This window comes from Nonomuraea sp. NPDC003727 (assembly GCF_053586935.1).
The window spans coordinates 46089-64106 of sequence record NZ_JBSFNE010000010.1; the positions used below are offsets into that span (position 1 = coordinate 46089).

Genomic DNA, 18018 nt, shown 5'->3' on the forward strand with positions numbered 1-18018 from the left:
GAAACACCCACCATGGCGCCCGCGGCCCCCACCTTCGCGGAGCTGTTCGCCGCGCAGTACCAGTCCCTGGTACGGCTGGCGGGACTGCTGGGCGCCGACGACCCCGAGGACATCGCCCAGGAGGCGTTCGCCAGGCTGCACGGCCGCCGCCTGCGCGACGACGCGGCGGCACTCGGATACCTGCGCGCGACCGTCTGCAACCTGACCCGTAACCGGCTGCGGCACCTGCGCCTCAGCCGGCTGCGCCGTCCCGAACCCCCCGAGCCGGCCCGCAGCAGCGAGCACGCCGTCATCGTGGCCGAGGAGCACTGGGAACTGCTGGCCGCCCTCGACACGCTGCCGCGCCGCCAGCGGGAGGCGCTGATCCTGCGCTACTGGCTCGACCTGTCCGAGCGAGAGATCGCCGACGCCATGGGCGTGTCGCCCGGTTCGGTCAAGACACACGCCAGCCGGGGCCTGGCGGCACTGAGGGGGAAGCTGTGAACGACCTGGAAGAGCGGCTGCGTGCCGCGCTCGACGCCCGCGCCATGACCTTCGAGGCCGGCCCGACGGCCTGGATCGAGGTGCAGCGGCGGGCCCGGCGGGGCCGGTGGGTCTGGCCGGTCCTGCTGGCCGCCCTGCCGGTCGCGCTGGTGGCCCTGCTCGTGCCTTTCCTGCTCAACGGGGGCCAGGACAGGCAGACGACCATGGGCCCGCCGAAGGACCCGAAGCCGGTGGGCGAGGCGCTCGTCATCGACAACCCGACCGAGGACCGCCCGATGCGCCTGTGGTACGGCAAGAACGACGCGGGCCTGCTCGCGCTCTGCCGGGACGTGCAGTACGCGGGGAGCGCCTCCTCGAGCATGTGCGGCGAGAACGCCGGCGCCAAGGCGTTGCGGAACGCCGGCTGGTTCGAGGGGACGACCCAGTCCGTGCCGCTGCGTGAGACCATCCTCGACTACGGTGGCGCGCGCCAGGAGGTGGCGACGGTGACGGCGGTCACCGCGAAGGGGGCCCGTTTCACCGGCACCCTCCACCAGCCCTCGGGGGCCCCGATGAAGATCTGGACGGTCGCCTACCCCAGCACGGATCAGGTCACCTCCTACGAGTTCGCCGACGCCGGCGGCCGCGTCCTCTCCCAGCGGCTGCGGGGCATCACGATGCTCCCCGAGTCCGCGCAGGGCAAGCCCGCGGGCGCCGCCGTGAAGCTCGGCGACCTCAGCGTGCGGCCCTACGACACCCCCGACCGCAATCTCATCTGGACCCTGGAGGGCCGCGAGGTGGGGCTCCACCTGGTCAGGGTCGACAACCTGACGCTCGACGACCTGGGCGGCAAGCCCATGGCGGTCCAGCTGCGGGTCAACAGCGGCCACTGGTTCGGCATCGCCCGCCGGGGCACCGCGAAGGTGGAGCTGGTCCGCAAGGACGGCAAGGCGCTGACGGCGGCGGTGAAGCCGGACCCGTGGAAGGTGGGGGTGAGCCTGTTCGCGGGTGAGCGGGCCGTCACCGGCGACCTCTACCTCGAAGGCTTCACCCTGGTGGGCTACGACGCGGCGGGCAGGCAGCTGTGGCGCGACGACCATCCCGCCGACAAGCCCGCCTGGGACCCGCACCCGCCGATCGGCGAGGTGGTCACCATCGGCGAGGCGAAGGTGTGGTTCAGCAAGGTGACGCTCGCCGACGGCAGGACCTGGGACGGCCTGTGCCGCTCCACCCCGGGGACCAAGACCACGTGCGACGCCTTCGAGCCGGTCGGGCCGGGTGACGCCCGCCGCCTGCTCGACCTCGGCAAGAGCGCGATCGGGGTGGCCGGATCCGAGGCCGCCCAGGTCGAGGCGGTGAAGTCCGGTGTTCGCGGCACCATGTACGCGCCCGCCGGCGCGCCGCTGAAGATCTGGGCCGTCCCCTACCCCGGCGGCAGCGAGCAGTTCGTGCTGAGCGACGCCAGGGGAAACACGGTGGCCTCGGTCGGCGGCGACGCGCCCGACGCGTGCACGGTCTCCCCGCCCGTCGGCCCGGCCGCCGTCCTGGAGGGCGGCGCGAGCATCACCCACCAGAACGGCTGCATGATCATCTGGGGGGCCGGGGGGCGCTTCGCCGTCGAACCGCAAAGGATCGAGGACGCCACCTACAGCCACGGCCAGAACGTCCTCGCCGGATGGACGGTCAAGACGACGGCCAAGGTCGAGCTCGTCTACCCGGACGGCGCCCGCCTGACCGCGACGCTGCGGTCCGACCCCTGGGGTCTCGGTTTCACCCTGTTCTCCGCCCGCACGACGAAGGACAACCTGGACGTGCACGTGGTCGGCTACGACCAGGCAGGCAAGGAGATCTGGCGGCGCTAGATCCCGAGCGAGCGGTAACGCGCCAGGCGGGCAGGCAACCTGTCCGCCTTCGGCGTCGCCAGCAACCGCGCGATCTCGTACTCCAGCGCCCGCGCCACCCGCTCGCAGAAGGCCTGCGGCTCGTAGGCGGCGTCGGGCCGCTCGGGGATGACGCGGTCCACGATCCCGTCGCGGCGCAGGTCGGTGGCGCGCACGCCCTGCGCCTGGGCGATCTCGGGGGCGAAGTCGACGCTGCGGTAGAGGATGGCCGAGGCGCCCTCGGGCGGCAGCGGCGACAGCCAGGCGTGCTGGGCGGCCAGCACCCTGTCGGCGGGCAGCAGGGCCAGCGCACCGCCGCCCGCCCCCTCACCGAGCAGCAGGCAGACCGTCGGCGCGTCGAGCATGACCAGGTCGGCCAGCGAGCGGGCGATCTCGGCGGCCAGGCCGCCCTCCTCTGCCGACTTCGACAGGGCGGCGCCCGCCGTGTCGATCACGGTGACCAGGGGCAGGCCGAGCTCGGCGGCCAGTCGCATGCCGCGCCTGGCCACGCGCAGCCCGGCGGGCCCGAACGGTCCCGTCGCCCGCTGCGTGCGCCGGTCCTGGCCGAGCACGACGGCCGGCGCCGTGCCGAACCTGGCCAGGGCCAGCAGCAGCCCCGGATCGGCCTCGCCCTCGCCGGTGCCGTTCAGCGGGGTGACGTCGGTGGCGGCGAGCTTCAGCAGCGTGCGGATGCCCGGCCGGTCGTCGCGGCGCGAGCGGGTGATGGCCTCCCACGCCTCCACCGGACGCAGGTCCTCCTCGGGGGCGGCCCCGGCCTCGAGCCCGCTCCTGCCGGCCGTCAGCACGGTCAGCGCGCTGATGGCCATGGCGCGGGCGTCCTCGGCCGAGACGACCGCGTCCACCAGGCCGTGCGTGAACAGGTTCTCGGCCACCTGGACGCCCTCGGGGAAGGCGTAGCCGTGCAGCGACTCGAACACGCGCGGGCCGAGGAACCCGATGAGCGCCCCCGGCTCGGCCGCCGTCACGTGCCCGAGCGAGCCCCAGCTGGCGAAGACGCCACCGGTGGTCGGATGCCGCAGGTAGACGATGTACGGCAGGCCCGCGTCGCGGTGCCGCTGCACCGCCGCCGCGATCTTGATCATCTGGGTGAAGGCGAGCGCGCCCTCCTGCATGCGGGTGCCGCCGGAGGCGGGCGAGGCCAGCAGCGGCAGCCCCTCCCTGGTGGCCCGCTCGACCGCCAGCACCAGCCGCTCGGCCGCCGCCACGCCGATCGAGCCGGCCATGAACGAGAACTCGCAGGCCATGACGGCCACCCGGTGCCCGCCGAGGAACCCCTCACCGGTGATCACCGACTCGTCGTAGCCGCTCTTCGCGCGGGCGGCGGCCAGCTCTTCGGCATAGGAGGAGCCCGGCTGTGAGGGGTCGGCGGGCGGCGTGTCCCATGACTTCCACGATCCCTTGTCCAGGACCGTCTCGATGAGAGTGCGCGCGTCCGGCCGGCTCACCACTGCTCCCCTGCTGTCGTCGAGTGCTGCAGAATTGACGCGCCGGTCACCGTTCCCGTTCCGCCAACCAGGAAAGTACGTTCTCGCCGTCCTGATCGAGCGCCGGCGGCGCGGTGTGCTCGACCGGCTCGGCGCCGTCGAAACGCAGCGGCGGCCCCGGCAGCTCGATGCGGCCCAGCACGGGATGGTCCACCTCGACGACCAGCCCCTGGGAGCGGGTCTGGTCCCACGCGTAGACCTCGTCCAGCGTGCGGATGGCGCCCGCGGGCACGCCGAGCTCGGCGAGCGCGGCCAGCCAGTGCGCCCGGTCGTGACGGGCCAGGGCCTTCTCCATCTCGACGATCAGCTCATCCCTGTGCGCGAACCTCTGCCTGTTCGTCGCATACTTCGCGTCATCGGGGTCGATGTCCAGCAAGGCGGCCACCTTGCGCCACTGCACGTCGTTGGCGACGGCGATCTGCAGCATCCCGTCGGCGCAGTGGAAGGCGCCGTAGGGGGCGATGGAGGCGTGGTGGTTGCCGCCCGCGACGGGCACCTGGCCGCCGACCGTCCAGGCGGTGCCGTGGTAGGCGTGCACGCCGGTCACCGCGGCCAGCAGCGAGGTGCGCACCACCTCGCCCCTGCCGGTGCGCTCGCGCGCGTAGAGGGCGGCGACGACGCCGTAGGCGCCGTGGATGCCCGCCAGCAGGTCGGCGATGGAGGCGCCCACCCGGTACGGCTCGTCCGGCGAGGGCCCGGTCAGCGACATCAGGCCGGCCTCGCCCTGGGCGATCTGGTCGTAGCCTGGCCTGCCGCCTTCGGGGCCGTCGTGGCCGAAGCCGGTGATGGACAGCACCACCAGGCGGGGGTTGAGCTCGTGCAGGCGCTCGACGGGGAAGCCGAGGCGGTCGAGCACTCCGGTGCGGAAGTTCTCGATCAGCACGTCGCTGTGCCGTACCAGGCGCTCGATGAGCCGCCTGCCCTCCTCCGACTTCAGGTCGACCGCGATGGACTGCTTGTTGCGGTTGGCGGACAGGAAGTAGGTGGAGATGTCGTGCTCGGGGCCGACGAAGGGCGGCCCCCAGCCGCGTGACTCGTCGCCGCCCCGGGGATGCTCGACCTTGATCACCTTGGCGCCGAGGTCACCGAGCATCTGGGCGGCGTGCGGGCCCGCCAGGGCCCGCGACAGATCGAGGACGACGATGTCGCCGAGGAGTCCGCGCAAGATCAACCTCCAGTGGTGGTCGCCGAGCTTACGGCCTTACCAGCCTCGCAGGCGAGAGGCAGCGCTCGACAGTCAGGTCCCTGTTCCACCATGGCAGGATCGGTCGGATGGATCACCTGGTGAGACGCATCATGGCAAGGCCGCCGTCCTGCGGTCGCACCCGTGTCGTCGCGGTCGACGGACCGGCCGGCTCGGGCAAGACGACGTTCGCCGACCGGCTGGGGCCCGCCCTCGGTGCGCAGGTGGTGCACAGCGACGACTTCCCCGTGCCGTGGGAGGAGGGGCCCGGGCCGTGGTTCGCCGCGCTGGAGGAGCGGGTGCTGCGCCCGCTGAGCGAGGGACGGCCGGGCTCCTTCCGCCGCTACGACTGGGTCCGCGGCGTCCACGCCGAGGAGGTGATCGTGCCCGCCGCGCCCGTGCTGGTCATCGAGGGCGTCGGTACGGCCCGCCGCGGCGCTCCGGTGTCCTTCACGGTGTGGGTGGAGGCGCCGCGGGAGGTGCGCATGGCCAGGGTGTTGAAGCGCGACGGTCCCGGCCTCGAACAGCGGTGGGTGGAGTGGTTCGCGGCCGAGGAACGGTGGTTCGCCGAGGACGGCACCAGGCGGCGCGCCGACGCCGTCCTCGACCTCTCCTAGTTCCCGGCTCGACGCCCCCGCGGCCACGGCCCTCCGCCTGGTCCCTTCCGTTGGGGCAAGCGAACCTGCAAAATTACGGCCATGACCGTATCTTGGCGGGCGCTGGCGATGGCCCTCCTCCTTGCCCTTCCCACCGCATCTCCGGTCCAGGCCGAATCCGTGGCACCCCCGAGCGGGTGCGGGTTCAAGAACCTGGGCGCACTCCCCCTGACCGGCGCCACCACCGCGGGCACCGCCATGGACGCCTCCCATCCCGACGGCCCCCGCGTCTACTCCGTCACCTCCAGCGCCTCGGGCCCCGCCATCCTCGGCATCAGGAACGCCAAGGACGGCACGCTCGTCGCCGAACGCCCGCTGCCGCTCGCGCTCGGCTCCTGGGCGGTCACGGTCGCCCCCGACCACTCCGTCTACGTCGGCGGCTACAACGCCGCCCCGGGCGCCATGGGCAGGCTGTTCCGCTACGAGCCGGCCACCGACAAGGTGACCGAGCTGGGCATCGCCGCGCCCACCGAGACCTTCGTGTGGACCGTCGCCGCCAGCCCCGACGGCGCCTCCGTCTACGGCGGAACCTCCCCGCACGGCAAGCTCGTCCGCTACGACACCGCCGGCGGGCAGATCACCGACCTCGGCAGCCCCGTCCCCGGCGAGCAGTTCGTCAGGGACCTGGCCGTCGCCGAGGACGGCACGATCTACGCGGGCGTCGGCGCGCAGAGCATGAAGGTCGCGGTCGTCGGCGGCGACGGGGTGACCAAGGAGGTCATCGAGCCGCCCATCGAGGGCCACGGCTACGCCTACGACATCGACGTGGCCGGCCGCTACCTGCTGGTCAGGTTCGCCACCTCCACCAACGGCAACCCCATGGGCGTCTACGACCTCGAACGCCGCGCCTGGAAGGACGTCGTCGAGGACGTCGACAGCCTGACCGTCGGCGGCGGCAGGCACGGCAACCGGCTCTACGTCTTCCAGGGCGACGAGCTGGTCACCTACGACCTCGACACCGAGAAGATCACCAAGACCGGTTTCACGGACTTCGGCGGCGGCGCGGCCAGGCCGCTCGGCTGGGTCGGCCACACCCTGGTCGGCACCGGCTCGACCGGCCGTATCTGGCACTTCGACCGCAAGACCGGCCAGGGCCGGCTGCTCGACGGCACCCTCACGGGCCAGCCGGTCAGCATCCGCTCGATGGGCGTCGGCCCCGACGGCCGCGTCTACGGCGGCGGCTTCTTCACCGGTGGCCTGGCCGCCTTCGACCCCGCCACCGGCGAGACCCGGTTCTGGCCCAACGTCGGGCAGAGCGAAGGCATGGTCACCCACAAGGGCAAGCTCTACCTGGGCGTCTACCCGTGGGCCCGGATCTACGAGTGGACGGGCAGCGAGCCCAGGCTCCTGCTCAACCTGGCCGACCAGGAGCAGGACCGGCCGTTCGCGATGATCTCGGCCGGCGACCGGCTGGCCTTCGGCACCGTCCCCAAGGTCGGCACCGTCGGCGGCGCCCTCGGCCTCCTCGACCCCGCGACCGGCGAGACGATCGTCAAGCGTAACCTCATCCCCGGCCACAGCATCATCGGCCTGGCCTACCGCGACGGCGTCATCTACGGCGCCACCAGCGCCTTCGGCGGCATCAGCACCCCGCAGGACGACGCGGCCGTGGCCTTCGCCTACGACATGGCGACCGACACGCTCAAGTGGCGGACCAAGCCCGTCGCCGGCGACCTGGCGCTCGGCTCGATCACCTTCGACGACGAGGGCAAGCTGTGGGGGCTGAGCCCCGACGCGCTGTACGAGCTCGACCCGGCCACCGGCCGGACCCTGCGCGTCACCAAGCACCAGACCTACCCGTGGTCCACCGCCACCCAGGTCTGGCTCGACACCAACATCGAGCTCGGCTCGGACGGCAAGCTCTACGGCAAGGTCCAGGGCAAGGTGTACAAGATCGACCGGGCGACGATGGGGCTGACGCTCATCACGCGGCCCATCTCGATCCTGCTGAAGGGACCGGACGGGCACATGTACCTGTCCAGGAACGAGAACTTCTACACCTACCGCCTCTGCTGACCTCCTGCGCCGACGCCTCCTCTCCAGCGTGACCGGAGAGGAGGCGTCGGCGCGTCCGGGGTGCGAGCGTCAGCGGTCCCGCTGCGCCTTGAGCCTGAACAGCCGCGACCCCTCGGCGAAGTACACCTCGCCCGACCGGTGGACGGCCAGCTGGTGCACGGCGCCCTGCTTCAGCACGTCGTGCGCCCGCGTGCGCGGGTCCAGCCAGAACACCTCGGCCCCGGCGTGCGCGCCGTACAGCAGCCGGTCGGCGGGGTTGAAGGCGAGCTGCCCGCCGGCGCTCCTGCTGCCGGACAGGGTGACGGTCTTGACGACCTTGCGCTCGGCGGTGTCCACGCCGAACACGGTGCCGCCCGCGATGCCCCACAGCCTGCCGCGGTCGTCGAAGGTCAGCGCGGGGATGGCCGGCTTGCCGGGCGCGGGCGTGATCTGCCACAGCAGCCTGTCGTCGGCCACCGACCAGGCGAACAGCCTGGCCTCGGGCTGGGTCGGCGGGGTCGCCGACTGGCCGCCGTAGATGGAGGTGCCGCCGTAGACGACGCCGTCGCGGTAGGCCAGCGAGACGATCGACTGGTCGGTGATCACGTTGCGCCGGGCGTGCTTCAGCCTGCCCTCGACCGGGTCCCAGATGGCCAGCACGCCGCCGAGGTGGCCGAGGTCGGGCATGGTGCCGACGGCGAGGTAGCGGCCGGCCGAGACCATGGCGCGCGGGCGGATCTGCTTGTCGGCGGCGAAGTCGAAGAGCCTGGCGGGGTTGGGCGCGGGTCCCGGCTCGGGGCTCGGGGAGTACTCGGTGCTGTTCCACGGCAGCCTCGGGTCGTAGGAATAGACCCTGGCCTCGGGGTAGGCGCCGACGTACAGCTTGCCGGCGTGCGTGGTCATGTCCTCGCTCTGCGAGAAGGTGTGGAACTCCTCCCGCCGCCCCGTCACGGGGTCGAGCGCGGCGAAGCCGCCGTTGAGGAACCCGCCGGTGTAGACGCGGCCGTCGGGGCCCTCGGAGATCGCGGTGATGTCGATCGGCTCGCCGCGCACGCCGGTCTGTACGAACGAGCGCGCGCCGGTCTGCGGGTTGTAGCGGAACATCAGGCCGCGCCACAGCAGGCCGACCACGCTCTTGCCCGGGTAGTCGGGCAGGCCGAGCTCCGCCCAGCCGATGCCGCGGGTGTTGGCGACCCTGCCGAGGAACGGCATGCCGGTCGGCGTGAGGGTCTTCGTGCGGGGATCGTAGCGGACCAGCTCGCCCGCCTTTACAAAGTAGATCCGGCCTTCGCCGTCGGGAGGGGACACGTCGAGGCCGTGGGCCTGGTCGAGCGCGTCGGTCCAGGTCCTGGCGGCGATGTCCCAGACGTGCAGGGGGCCGGGGCCGGCGCCGCCGTAGCGGACGTAGAGATATCCGCCGGCGACGTTGACGTCGTAGGCCCACCTGCCCGCCGGGTCGAGCCCGGGCGGGGTGGGCAGCCGGGTGGGCGCCCCGGTGGCGGCGTCGACCTCGAAGACGGCGGCGGGCGCCTCGGTGCCGGCGTAGATCTTCCCGCCGGCGTAGGAGACGCTGCGGACGTAGGCGTGGGCGGCCGACAGCTTGCCGTAGTCGCGGAAGCCGGTGGCGGGGTCGTAGCCGAACAGCCGCCCGCCGGGAGAGGTGCCGCCGTAGACGGTCGCGCCCTCGCCGGCGGCCACCGACCAGACGAAGTCGTCGGCGGGCACCGGGCGGCCGAGGTCCTTCACGCCGCCCCGCTCGGTCCAGCGGTAGAGCCGGCCGTCGCCGTACGTGCCGACGTAGAGGCTGCCGTCGGGGGTGGCGTCGACCGCCCACGAGCCCGCCGCGCCCGGCAGGTCGAGGCGGGCGACCTCCGCGCCGGTGGCGGGGTCGACGGCGTTGAGGTGGGCGGGCGCGCCGGAGGAGGCGCCCCAGAGCACGGTCCCGCCGCCGGGCCCGGGGGCGACGGTGCCGCCGATGAGCAGGACGTCCTGGAGCGGGACGCCCAGGTCCTGAACGCGATCGTCCGCGCCGGCCGGGGCGGCGCTCAGCGCGGTGGTCAGCGCCAGTCCCGCGGCGACCAGTTTATGGATAAGGGTCATGACCGGAATCTAAATCGCTTGCTGATTCCGGTAAAGACCGAAATGTCGAGAGGTGGCTGAGTGTCAGGCGGCGAGGACCTTGGCGAGGGCCTCGGCGAGGTCGGCGGCGCGCGCGGGATCGTCCATCAGCATCGCCTGGCGCACCCACACGACGCTCTCCGCGGCCGCTCGCGTGGCGGGGCACTCCTCGGCGCGGGCGCCCGCCTCGGTGAGGGCGCCCATCGTGCCCAGCGGCGGGTACCCGCCCTCCAGGGGCACGCCTTCGGCGGCCATGGCCGCGAGCACGAAGGACCGGTCGACCGGCTGCTCGAAGCGGAGCATCAGCAGGTGGCGGGAGTCGCGGGTGGTGCCCTCCGGCCGCGGTACGGCGCGCACCGGCAGGTCACCGAGGTCGAGGGCGGCGCAGAAGGCCTCCCTGCGGTCGATCTCGGCGTCGAGCCGGTCGAGCCACGGCGTCAGCAGGGCCGCCTGGATCTCGGTGAGGCGCAGGTTCCAGCCGACGCTCGGGTGACCGTACCAGTGACCGCCGAGCTTGCGGCCGACGTTGCACACCGACCAGATCGCCTCATAGGCCGACTCGTCGCGGCAGACGATCAGCCCGCCCTCGCCGGCGGTCATCGCCTTGCCGGCCTGGAAGCTGTAGACGCCGGCGTCGCCGAGGCCGCCGATCGGGCGGCCGCGGTAGGTGGCGCCGTGCGCCTGGGCGGCGTCCTCCACCACCACCAGGCCGTAGCGCGCGGCCAGCTCGTTGACCGCGTCCATGTCGGCGGGGCTGCCCGCCAGGTGGACCGGCATGACGGCCACGGTCCTGGCGGTGATCGCCGCCTCGGCGGCCGGCACGGACAGGTGCAGGTCCACCGGGTCGACGTCGACGACGACCGGGGTGGCGCCGGTCAGCAGCACCGAGGTGGCCGAGGCGACGAAAGTGTAGGCGGGCACGATGACCTCGTCGCCGGGCCCGACGCCGAGGCCGCGCAGCGCGGCGAACAGGCCGAGGGTGGCGTTGCCCACCGCCACGCCGTACGGCACGCCCGAGCGGGCGGCGAAGGCGGCGGTCAGGTCGGCGACGGCGCCGCCGCCCTGCGTGGCGCCCCACAGCCCGCTCTCCAGCACGTCGGTGACCAGTTTGCGCTGGGCGTCGTCCAGGGGCGGCGGCCACGAGGGCCAGGGGGTGGAGCGGACCGGGGTTCCGCCGTGCAGGGCGAGGGTCATGGGTGTCCTCCTGATGATCGGGCGAGTAGGCGGGCCAGGTTGCCGCCCTGGATGAGCGCCCTGTCGGCGTCGCCGAGCGGCGCGAGGGCGACGCGGCCGTATCCGGCTCGCAGGTCGAGGAAGCAGGAGTCGGAGCCGTAGACGACCCGGTCGGCGCCCACCAGTTCGGCCAGGCGGGCGATCCACCGGCCCGTCATCTTCGAGCCACAGGTCTCCAGGTAGAGGTTCGGGTGGTCGGCCGCCAGGCGGGCGGCGCGGGCGAAGCCGTACGGCCAGAGCCCGGTGTGCCCCATCAGCAGCGGGACGTCGGGGTGGCGGCCGGCCACGACGGCGAACAGGGCCGGATCGCTCCACGGCGAGTCGCTCTGCCCGTGGGACAGCACCGGCAGGCCGAGCTCCCACACCGGCGCGTAGCGCGGGTCGTCGAGCGGGCACCGGTGCACGTCAGGATGGATCTTGACGCCCCACACGCCCTCGGTGGCGAGCGGGGTGCGGTGGTGGGGGTTGTAGACCTGCCAGACGCCGAACCTGCCGGGATGGCGGCCGGCGACCTCGAAGGCCAGGCGGTTGCCCTGCGCCGCGTCGGGCCCGACGCCGAGCAGGTGGCTGATGCCCATGGCGTCGATGCCGAGCCGGTCCATGAGGCTGACCAGGCCCTCGGCGGTGGGGTCGGGGATGAGGAAGTCCGGCCAGGTGCCGACGTGGCCGTGGGCGTCGAGGATCACAGCAGGTCGCCCCCCGTCGCGATGAGCTCGATGTCCTTGCCGGGCAGTTCGAGGTGGTCGAGCAGGAAGCGGGGCCCGCAGTCGTCGAGGACGGGGGCGCCCGTGCCGAAGACCAGGCGGCGGGCGCCGAAGCGCGCGGCCAGCCACTCGACGGCGCGCTGGGTGTTGACCGTGCCCATCTCCAGCCAGACGTTGGGCGCCTCGGACATCAGCTCGGCGACCGCGCGCAGCCTGCGGTAGCCGGGGTTGAGCAGCAGGATCCGCTGGCCGGGCAGCTGCCTGGCCAGGGAGAGCAGCTGGGCGGGTGAGGTCTCGTCCAGGTCGACGGCGGCGATGGTGTCGAGCGCGGCCAGCCAGCGCAGCGCGACGGGTCCGGTCAGGTCGAACCTGTGCCGTTCGGGGCAGAGCCGTACCATCGGGACCCGCCAGTCGGGCATGTCGGCGAACGCCTCGGGGACCACCACGGGGACGGCGATCAGCCGGGGGTCGTCGAGCGCGAAGAGCGCCTGGTTGCCCGCCTGGGCGTCGGAGTAGAGGCTCAGCGTGTGTGTCACGTAGGCCGCTTCGATGCCCAGGCGGTCCATCTCGGGCCGCGGGTCCTCCGGCAGGTCGTCGAAGGGCACGGGCCCGAGGAGGCGGTGCGCGTCGATCAATTTCGGCACAGACCGGAACCTAGCTCTGCGGGCACCTCGGGTCAAGCCTGACCCTGGCCAGCTCCCTTCCCGACAGCGCCCACGCCTGCCACGAACCCGGCTCGAAGTGCAGCTGAGGGTTGGTGTACCACTCGTCGCCCAGCCCGGTGGCCAGCAGCCCGGCCCGCGTGTCGAGCACGTAGGCGTTCCCGCCGCCGAAGAAGGTGGCGGCGAAGACCCTGCCCCTGTGCACGGTCAGCTCGCCGTAACCCGACAGCGTGCCCTGGCGCACGACCGTCCTGGTGGCCAGGTCCAGCGCGATCCACGCGCCCGAGTCGCGCTTGTAGACGCCGTAGAGCAGGCCGTCGTGGACCTTGATGTCCTGGAAGGTGCGGTAGCCGGCGACCGGGTCGGTCTGCCAGAGCACCGTGCGGGTCGCCAGGTCGAAGGCCGCGACCGAGGCCGAGGTCCTGGTCGGCGGGGTGCCGCCGCCGCCCAGCACGTCGCCGCCCAGGTAGACGATGCCGTTGGCGGAGTCGAGCGACAGGCTCATCAGGCTCTGGCCGGGGATGACGCCCTCGTGGACGTCGATCTGCCCGGTGTCGGGGTCGACGATCGACAGCGCGCCGTCGAGCCTGGCGCCCAGCGGGGCCGAGGCGACCAGGAGCTTGTCGGTGCGGGGGTCGTACTCGATGTCCCACGGGCGCTGCTGGCCGTGGCCGAGGAAGCCGACGCTCTCCACCTTGTCGGTCCTGATGTCGATGGAGACGATCTGGCCGCTGGGATAGATGGCGGCGTAGATCTTGTCGCCGCGCCGTACGAGGTCCTTCGGCTCGCCCGGCACGCGGAAGCGGCGGTGCTCGCCGGTGCGCAGGTCGCGCACGTCCATCGAGAAGTGGCCGCCGATGTAGACGGCCCTGTTGGGCACCAGGAGCATGCTCTGCACCCGCTCGGCGCCCGCGGGCAGGCCCGCGTCGATCAGTTCGACGAACTGCGAGGTGGCCGAGGCCAGGTCGAGCGACCACATGCCGCCGCTGCCGGAGAAGCCGACCAGCGTGCCCGGCGAGGTGAGCTCGAGACGCCGGGTCTCGTCGCCCGGCGAGGGCGCGTCGGCGACCTTGGTGAGCGCGGTGTCGCCCGTGCGGTACCGGTAGACGGTGCCGTCGGGCCTGCTGGTGGCGTAGACGGTGCCGTCCGGCGTGGACACGAGCGCGTCGAGGCCGGCCCCGGTGTCGACGCGCCTGGCGTCGGCGCCGTCCTTGCGGACGTCGATCAGCGTCGTGCCGCTGACGGCCAGGATCCGCTCGCCGTGGTCGGCCACCACCGCGATGCCGGTGGAACCCTGGGCCAGCTCGCGTACGGCACCGCTCTCCCGGTCGATCGCGACGAGCTTGCCCTTGTCGAGCAGGCCCGCGTACACGTTCCGCGCGTCGGCGGCGACCGACCGGACGTAGCGCTCGCCGGCCGCCAGCACGCCGAAGTTGCGGACGGCGCCGGTGCCGGGCCTGTACTCCCACACCCGGCCGTCGGGGTAGGTGCCGGCGTAGAGGGTGCCGTCGGGCGCGGCGGCCAGGCTCCAGACGAAGCCGCCGTTCCTGCCGAAGGAGTGCAGATGCTTCACCTCGCCGGTGGCCAGGTCGAAGCTGTAGAGGTCGGGCACCGGGTAGGTGCCCGCGTAGACCTTGCCGCCGGAGACCGTGGTGGCCCACGCGCCCTCGGGCTCGCCGGTCGCGGGCCCGTCGGGCAGGGTGGCGGTCCTGACGACCTTGCGAGTGGCCAGGTCGAACTCGGCGAGCACGGGCGGTTTCTGGCCTCTGGTCACCAGGTAGGCCTTGCCCTCGTGGACGGAGGCGCCCACGATGGCGCCGGTCACCGAGGCGGGGCCGAACTTCTCCACAGTGGGCGGCCGGCAGTCGGCCGCCTGCGCGGGCGCGGCGGTGAGCAGCGCGGCGGCCAGCGCCACGACGAGTGTTCTCACGGCATCACTTCCGGGGTCGGGGGGTCGGGGGGTCGAAGGGCCGGGGTCCGGGGGCGGGGGCCCGGGTCGTGGCCGGGGTCGAAGGGCCGGGGTCCGGGGGTCGGGGGGCCCGGGGATCGGGGGCCCGGGTCGGGGCCGGGGTGGGGGCCGGGGTCCGGGGGGTCGTCGCGCGGGAGCGGGGGCGGGGAGTGTGGGGAGTGATCCCGGCACGACCGTGGGCCGCCACCTGTTGCTCGATTTTGGCCCAGACCGTAATGTTCTGAGCGCGAATAGTCAATGGAGGCGGTTGTGACGGCGTTCGACGCGCGCGGGTTGATCGGCGAACTCACGGTGACGCTCGATGTGGACGTGCTGGTCGGCGCCTACGCCGACAGGGACGGGCCACCCGGCACGCCGTCGGCGGTGCTCGGCCGGCTGGCCGAGCACCGGATCCAGGCCGGGGCCGTGGCGTCGCTGCGGGCGGCGCTGTTCGACATGCGCTCGGGCAACGCCGAGGTGCTCGCGCTGGAGGGAGCCGTCCCGGTGGGCGCGCTCGACCTGCGCGACCCCATCGGCTCGGTGCGCGAGATGGAACGGCTGGCCGCCCTCGGGGTGCGGGCCGTCCGGCTCTTCCCCGACGAGCAGGGCGTCGAGGCGGGCTTCCCGTCGGTACGGCACGTCGCCAGGCGGGCGGCGGCGCTCGGCCTGGTGGTGCTGACCGGCGGCGACGTGCGCCGGTTCTGGCAGCCGTTCTCCGGGCTCGAGGCGAAGGTCGTCTTCCTCGACACGCACTTCTACCACCTGGGCGACTTCCTGGTGGTGGCCGCCGACGAGCCGGGTTTCCACACCTCCACGCGGCTGCTCAACTCGCCCGACGCGCTGGAGAGCGTCCCCGCCGACCGGCTGCTGTACGGCTCCCGCACCCCCCACTACGAACCGCTCGTCCCGCTGCTGCGGCTGGCGACCAGCGGCCTGAAGCCCGACGAGATCGCCGCCGTGGCGGGCGGCAACGCGAGGAGACTGTTCGGATGATCGTCGACGTGCACGCGCACTGGGGCCCGTGGTTCTTCACCATGGACGTGGCCGAGGCCAACCGGGCCACCATGGACCGCTACGGGATCGACGTGTCCATCGTGTCGGCCACCGAGGCGGTCATCTACGACGCCGCCTCCGGCAACCGGGCCCTGGACGCCTGGCTCGCCCGGACCGACCGCCACTACGGCTATGTCACCGTCAACCCCCGCCGGCTGGCCGACGCCGAGCGGGACCTCGACGAGTACCTGCCGACCGGGCGCTTCGTCGGCGTGAAGATCCACACCGACTACACCGGCTCCCCGGTCACCTCGCCCCAGCTGCGCGCGGCCCTGGCCCTGGTGGCCTCGCGCGACGTCCCGGCCCTCGTCCACACCTGGGGCCCGTCGGTGCTCGACCTGGCCCAGGTCTGCCTCGACACCCCCGGGCTGCGGGCGATCGCCGGGCACATGGGCGCCGACGGCTACCGCCACGCGATCGAGGCCGCGGCCGCCTGCGACCGGCTCTACCTCGAACCGTGCTTCTCCCACGCGCCCGCGGGTCGCATCGCAGCCGTGGTCGAGGCCGTCGACCAGGACCGCCTGCTGTTCGGCACCGACTCGACGCTCATCGATCCGGCCTCGGCCTTCGGTGCCGTCGCGGCGGCGAACCTCTCCCCCGCCGCCGCCGAGGCCATCGCGTGGCGCAATGCCGTACGGCTGTTCGGACTCGACCTTTCGGCGGCGCGTCGAAGCTGACCGTCGAGCAACCTGGTCGGCATCGCCGTCTCCCCCTACGGCCTGCCGTCCTGACCGGCTCGCCCTCGCGGGGTTCGTCGATGGGTCAGATCTTGATGACGACGACGCGGTCGCCGCAGAGGGCTGAGAGGTCGTCAGGGTCGGAAGTGAGCACGACGGCCTGACCTGGAGCGGCGAGAGCGGTGGCACAGAGCATGGCGTCGATGGCGTGCTTGTGACCGTGCAGGCCCGCATCCGCCAGAAGCGCCGCCGCCTGTCTCGCGAGGAGCTCCGTGACAGGTTCCACGACGACGCGGGACAAGGTCCATTCGAGCGCGGGTCGCCTGATTCGCGGATGGACCACCTCGACGAGGGTGGCCGCGCTCGTGATGACACGCAGGTCGTCGGCCTTGGCCAGGGAGAGCCACGCGGTCAGCTCCCGATCCCGAAGGACGGCCTTCGCGAGCCCCTCGCTGTCCAGGACGAGGGTGCCTCCAGGGGTGGCCTGGACCGCCATCACGCGGCGGTCGTTCCCGAGCCCAGCCGCCCGCGGGCACGTTGAAGCTGGTCTCGCCGCGCCTGAACCTCTTCGTCTGTGATCGGACCGTGTTCGGCCTCTGCGACAGCGATGAGCTCGCTGAGGTTGTCACGCTCGATCTGGCGGGCCACTGCGGCGGTGACGTACGCGGAGAGCCCGGAGTGGCCACTACGAGCACGTGCGGCTTCCGCGATGTCACGGGGCATGGTGATCGAATACTTCTGAGTAGGCTCACTCATGCCACTTATGCTACCCGCGATACCCCCTTCGCCAGGGGAGGTCTTCGACGGGCGTCAGGCGGACGCGGCGAGGACCGCGGGGCGTTCGGTGTCGGGCAGCCCGGGGCCGAACGGGTCGTGGGCGTGAGATTCAGGGATCAGCCCCTCGTCGGCGGCCAGCCAGAGCATGCGCTGGACGTAGCCCTCCATCGGCGCGGTGAAGGTGGCCGCGGCGAGCCGGTCGAGCCGCGCCGACGCCTTCTCGAAGGCGCGCAGGTCGTCGCCCTGGAAGGCGCGCATCACCTCGGCCGTCGCCGCCACCGAGGCCGCCGCGACGCCGACGAGCGCGGCCTCGGCGCCCCACAGCAGGGAGGGGCCGAACATGCGGTCCTCCCCCGTGATCGCCAGCCTTCCCGCCTCGCGCGTCATGGCGATCGTCTCCTGGCAGCCCATGGCGTCCGACAGCAGCGCCGTCTTGAGGCCCGCGACGCCCGGGTGGCGCAGGATCTGGGCGAGGACGGCGGGCGGACAGGGAGCGGTGTACAGGTCGAAGGCGATCATCGGCAGCCCGGCGGCCTGCCACACGGCCTCGTGCTCGGCCAGCCGGTCGCCCGGTGAGGGGAACACGAGGACGCCGTCCGCGCCGAGTTCGGCGGCCATCCGTGCATCCGCCACGGTCCTCTCGACCGCCCCCTCGCCCTCCACAGGAGATGCCGCGCGATCCGCGCCTTCCCGTGGTCGGCCGCCCGTGTGCGTCCGACCTGACTCCTGAGCGGCGGCCGAGCGCGGGGCGGGGTCCGGTCCCCCGCCCGTGCCTTCCCTGGGCCCGGGACGCGACTCCGGGGCAGCGCGTGGGTACGGGGCCGCGCCGGAGGGGACGGCCGGGGCCGGGGCGCCGCCGACGCCCACGATGACGGGGACGCCGGCGGTGCGGGCGCGCAGGATCAGCTCCCGCCTGAGCTCGGGCGGCAGGAACGGGCCCCGGCCGGTGTGGGCCAGGATGGCGAGGGCGTCGGCACCGGTGGCGACGAGCCGGTGGAAGTAGCGCTCGGCGATGTCGAGGTCCACCTCGCCCGCGCGGGTCATCGGGGTCGCGGCGGCGGCCACCAGCGCGCCGCGCAGGCGGTCGCGCAGCCGGGCGGCCCGCGTGTCGATTGCCGTGCTCATGATCGCTCCCTCACCGGACATGGGCGTCAAGCGTAGGGCG

The 18018-nt window shown here is 73.1% G+C and carries 16 protein-coding genes; 6 read left to right on the forward strand and 10 right to left on the reverse strand.

Annotation, left to right across the window (positions count from 1 at the left end; genetic code table 11):
• Nucleotides 1-12: 12 nt before the first annotated feature.
• Both ACWDLG_RS25285 and ACWDLG_RS25290 read left to right on the forward strand, forming a co-directional pair.
• Complete coding sequence (locus ACWDLG_RS25285) at nt 13-483, forward strand: sigma-70 family RNA polymerase sigma factor (protein ID WP_449924050.1); 471 nt, start codon at nt 13-15, stop codon at nt 481-483.
• Entirely contained in the window at nt 480-2324 is a 1845-nt protein-coding gene (locus ACWDLG_RS25290) for a hypothetical protein (protein WP_449924052.1), read from the forward strand. Before ACWDLG_RS25285 ends, ACWDLG_RS25290 begins: the two co-directional genes overlap by 4 nt.
• On the opposite strand, the gene ACWDLG_RS25295 is transcribed toward ACWDLG_RS25290, so the two are convergent.
• Nucleotides 2321-3811 carry a carboxyl transferase domain-containing protein gene (locus ACWDLG_RS25295; RefSeq protein ID WP_354907489.1) on the reverse strand — a complete coding sequence of 497 codons (1491 nt, stop codon included), beginning with the start codon at nt 3809-3811 and terminating at the stop codon, nt 2321-2323. The genes ACWDLG_RS25290 and ACWDLG_RS25295 overlap by 4 nt on opposite strands.
• A 43-nt stretch (nt 3812-3854) precedes the next feature.
• The gene (locus ACWDLG_RS25300; RefSeq protein ID WP_449924055.1) at nt 3855-5012 is read right to left on the reverse strand and encodes a CaiB/BaiF CoA transferase family protein; all 1158 of its coding nucleotides are present in this window, start codon (nt 5010-5012) and stop codon (nt 3855-3857) included.
• A gap of 119 nt (nt 5013-5131) precedes the next feature.
• Here ACWDLG_RS25300 and ACWDLG_RS25305 point away from each other — a divergent pair, with 119 nt between their 5' ends.
• Both ACWDLG_RS25305 and ACWDLG_RS25310 read left to right on the forward strand, forming a co-directional pair.
• A complete protein-coding gene (locus ACWDLG_RS25305) occupies nt 5132-5647 on the forward strand; it encodes a uridine kinase family protein (RefSeq protein ID WP_449924058.1) in 516 nt (171 codons plus the stop codon).
• Nucleotides 5648-5728: 81 nt separating this feature from the next.
• Nucleotides 5729-7702 carry a hypothetical protein gene (locus tag ACWDLG_RS25310; RefSeq protein WP_449924061.1) on the forward strand — a complete coding sequence of 658 codons (1974 nt, stop codon included), beginning with the start codon at nt 5729-5731 and terminating at the stop codon, nt 7700-7702.
• A 69-nt stretch (nt 7703-7771) separates the two neighbouring features.
• Here the strand turns inward: ACWDLG_RS25310 and ACWDLG_RS25315 are convergent, their stop codons facing one another.
• From ACWDLG_RS25315 to ACWDLG_RS25335, 5 genes are all read right to left on the reverse strand, one after another.
• On the reverse strand, nt 7772-9781 hold the full coding sequence (locus tag ACWDLG_RS25315; RefSeq protein WP_449924064.1) for a hypothetical protein: 2010 nt from the start codon (nt 9779-9781) through the stop codon (nt 7772-7774).
• Nucleotides 9782-9844: 63 nt separating this feature from the next.
• A complete protein-coding gene (locus ACWDLG_RS25320) occupies nt 9845-10993 on the reverse strand; it encodes a DegT/DnrJ/EryC1/StrS family aminotransferase (protein ID WP_449924067.1) in 1149 nt (382 codons plus the stop codon).
• Nucleotides 10990-11718: an amidohydrolase family protein gene (locus tag ACWDLG_RS25325; RefSeq protein ID WP_449924070.1), complete on the reverse strand. Its 729-nt coding sequence runs from the start codon at nt 11716-11718 to the stop codon at nt 10990-10992. The genes ACWDLG_RS25320 and ACWDLG_RS25325 overlap by 4 nt, the downstream gene beginning before the upstream one ends.
• The gene (locus ACWDLG_RS25330) at nt 11715-12380 is read right to left on the reverse strand and encodes an amidohydrolase family protein (protein ID WP_449924073.1); all 666 of its coding nucleotides are present in this window, start codon (nt 12378-12380) and stop codon (nt 11715-11717) included. The genes ACWDLG_RS25325 and ACWDLG_RS25330 overlap by 4 nt, the downstream gene beginning before the upstream one ends.
• A gap of 10 nt (nt 12381-12390) precedes the next feature.
• The gene (locus tag ACWDLG_RS25335; protein ID WP_449924076.1) at nt 12391-14328 is read right to left on the reverse strand and encodes a PQQ-binding-like beta-propeller repeat protein; all 1938 of its coding nucleotides are present in this window, start codon (nt 14326-14328) and stop codon (nt 12391-12393) included.
• Nucleotides 14329-14616: 288 nt separating this feature from the next.
• Between ACWDLG_RS25335 and ACWDLG_RS25340 the strand changes: the two genes are divergently transcribed.
• A complete protein-coding gene (locus tag ACWDLG_RS25340; RefSeq protein ID WP_449924079.1) occupies nt 14617-15339 on the forward strand; it encodes an amidohydrolase family protein in 723 nt (240 codons plus the stop codon).
• Entirely contained in the window at nt 15336-16076 is a 741-nt protein-coding gene (locus ACWDLG_RS25345; protein ID WP_449924082.1) for an amidohydrolase family protein, read from the forward strand. Before ACWDLG_RS25340 ends, ACWDLG_RS25345 begins: the two co-directional genes overlap by 4 nt.
• A gap of 85 nt (nt 16077-16161) precedes the next feature.
• Here ACWDLG_RS25345 and ACWDLG_RS25350 read toward each other — a convergent pair whose 3' ends face one another.
• The 3 genes from ACWDLG_RS25350 to ACWDLG_RS25360 are packed head-to-tail and all read right to left on the reverse strand — an operon-like array spanning nt 16162 to nt 17978.
• Nucleotides 16162-16572, reverse strand: a complete 411-nt coding sequence (locus ACWDLG_RS25350; RefSeq protein WP_449924920.1) for a PIN domain-containing protein — start codon at nt 16570-16572, stop codon at nt 16162-16164.
• The gene (locus ACWDLG_RS25355) at nt 16572-16832 is read right to left on the reverse strand and encodes a CopG family transcriptional regulator (protein ID WP_449924084.1); all 261 of its coding nucleotides are present in this window, start codon (nt 16830-16832) and stop codon (nt 16572-16574) included. Before ACWDLG_RS25355 ends, ACWDLG_RS25350 begins: the two co-directional genes overlap by 1 nt.
• Before the next feature lie 54 nt (nt 16833-16886).
• Nucleotides 16887-17978, reverse strand: a complete 1092-nt coding sequence (locus ACWDLG_RS25360) for a dihydrodipicolinate synthase family protein (protein ID WP_449924086.1) — start codon at nt 17976-17978, stop codon at nt 16887-16889.
• Nucleotides 17979-18018 lie beyond the last annotated feature (40 nt).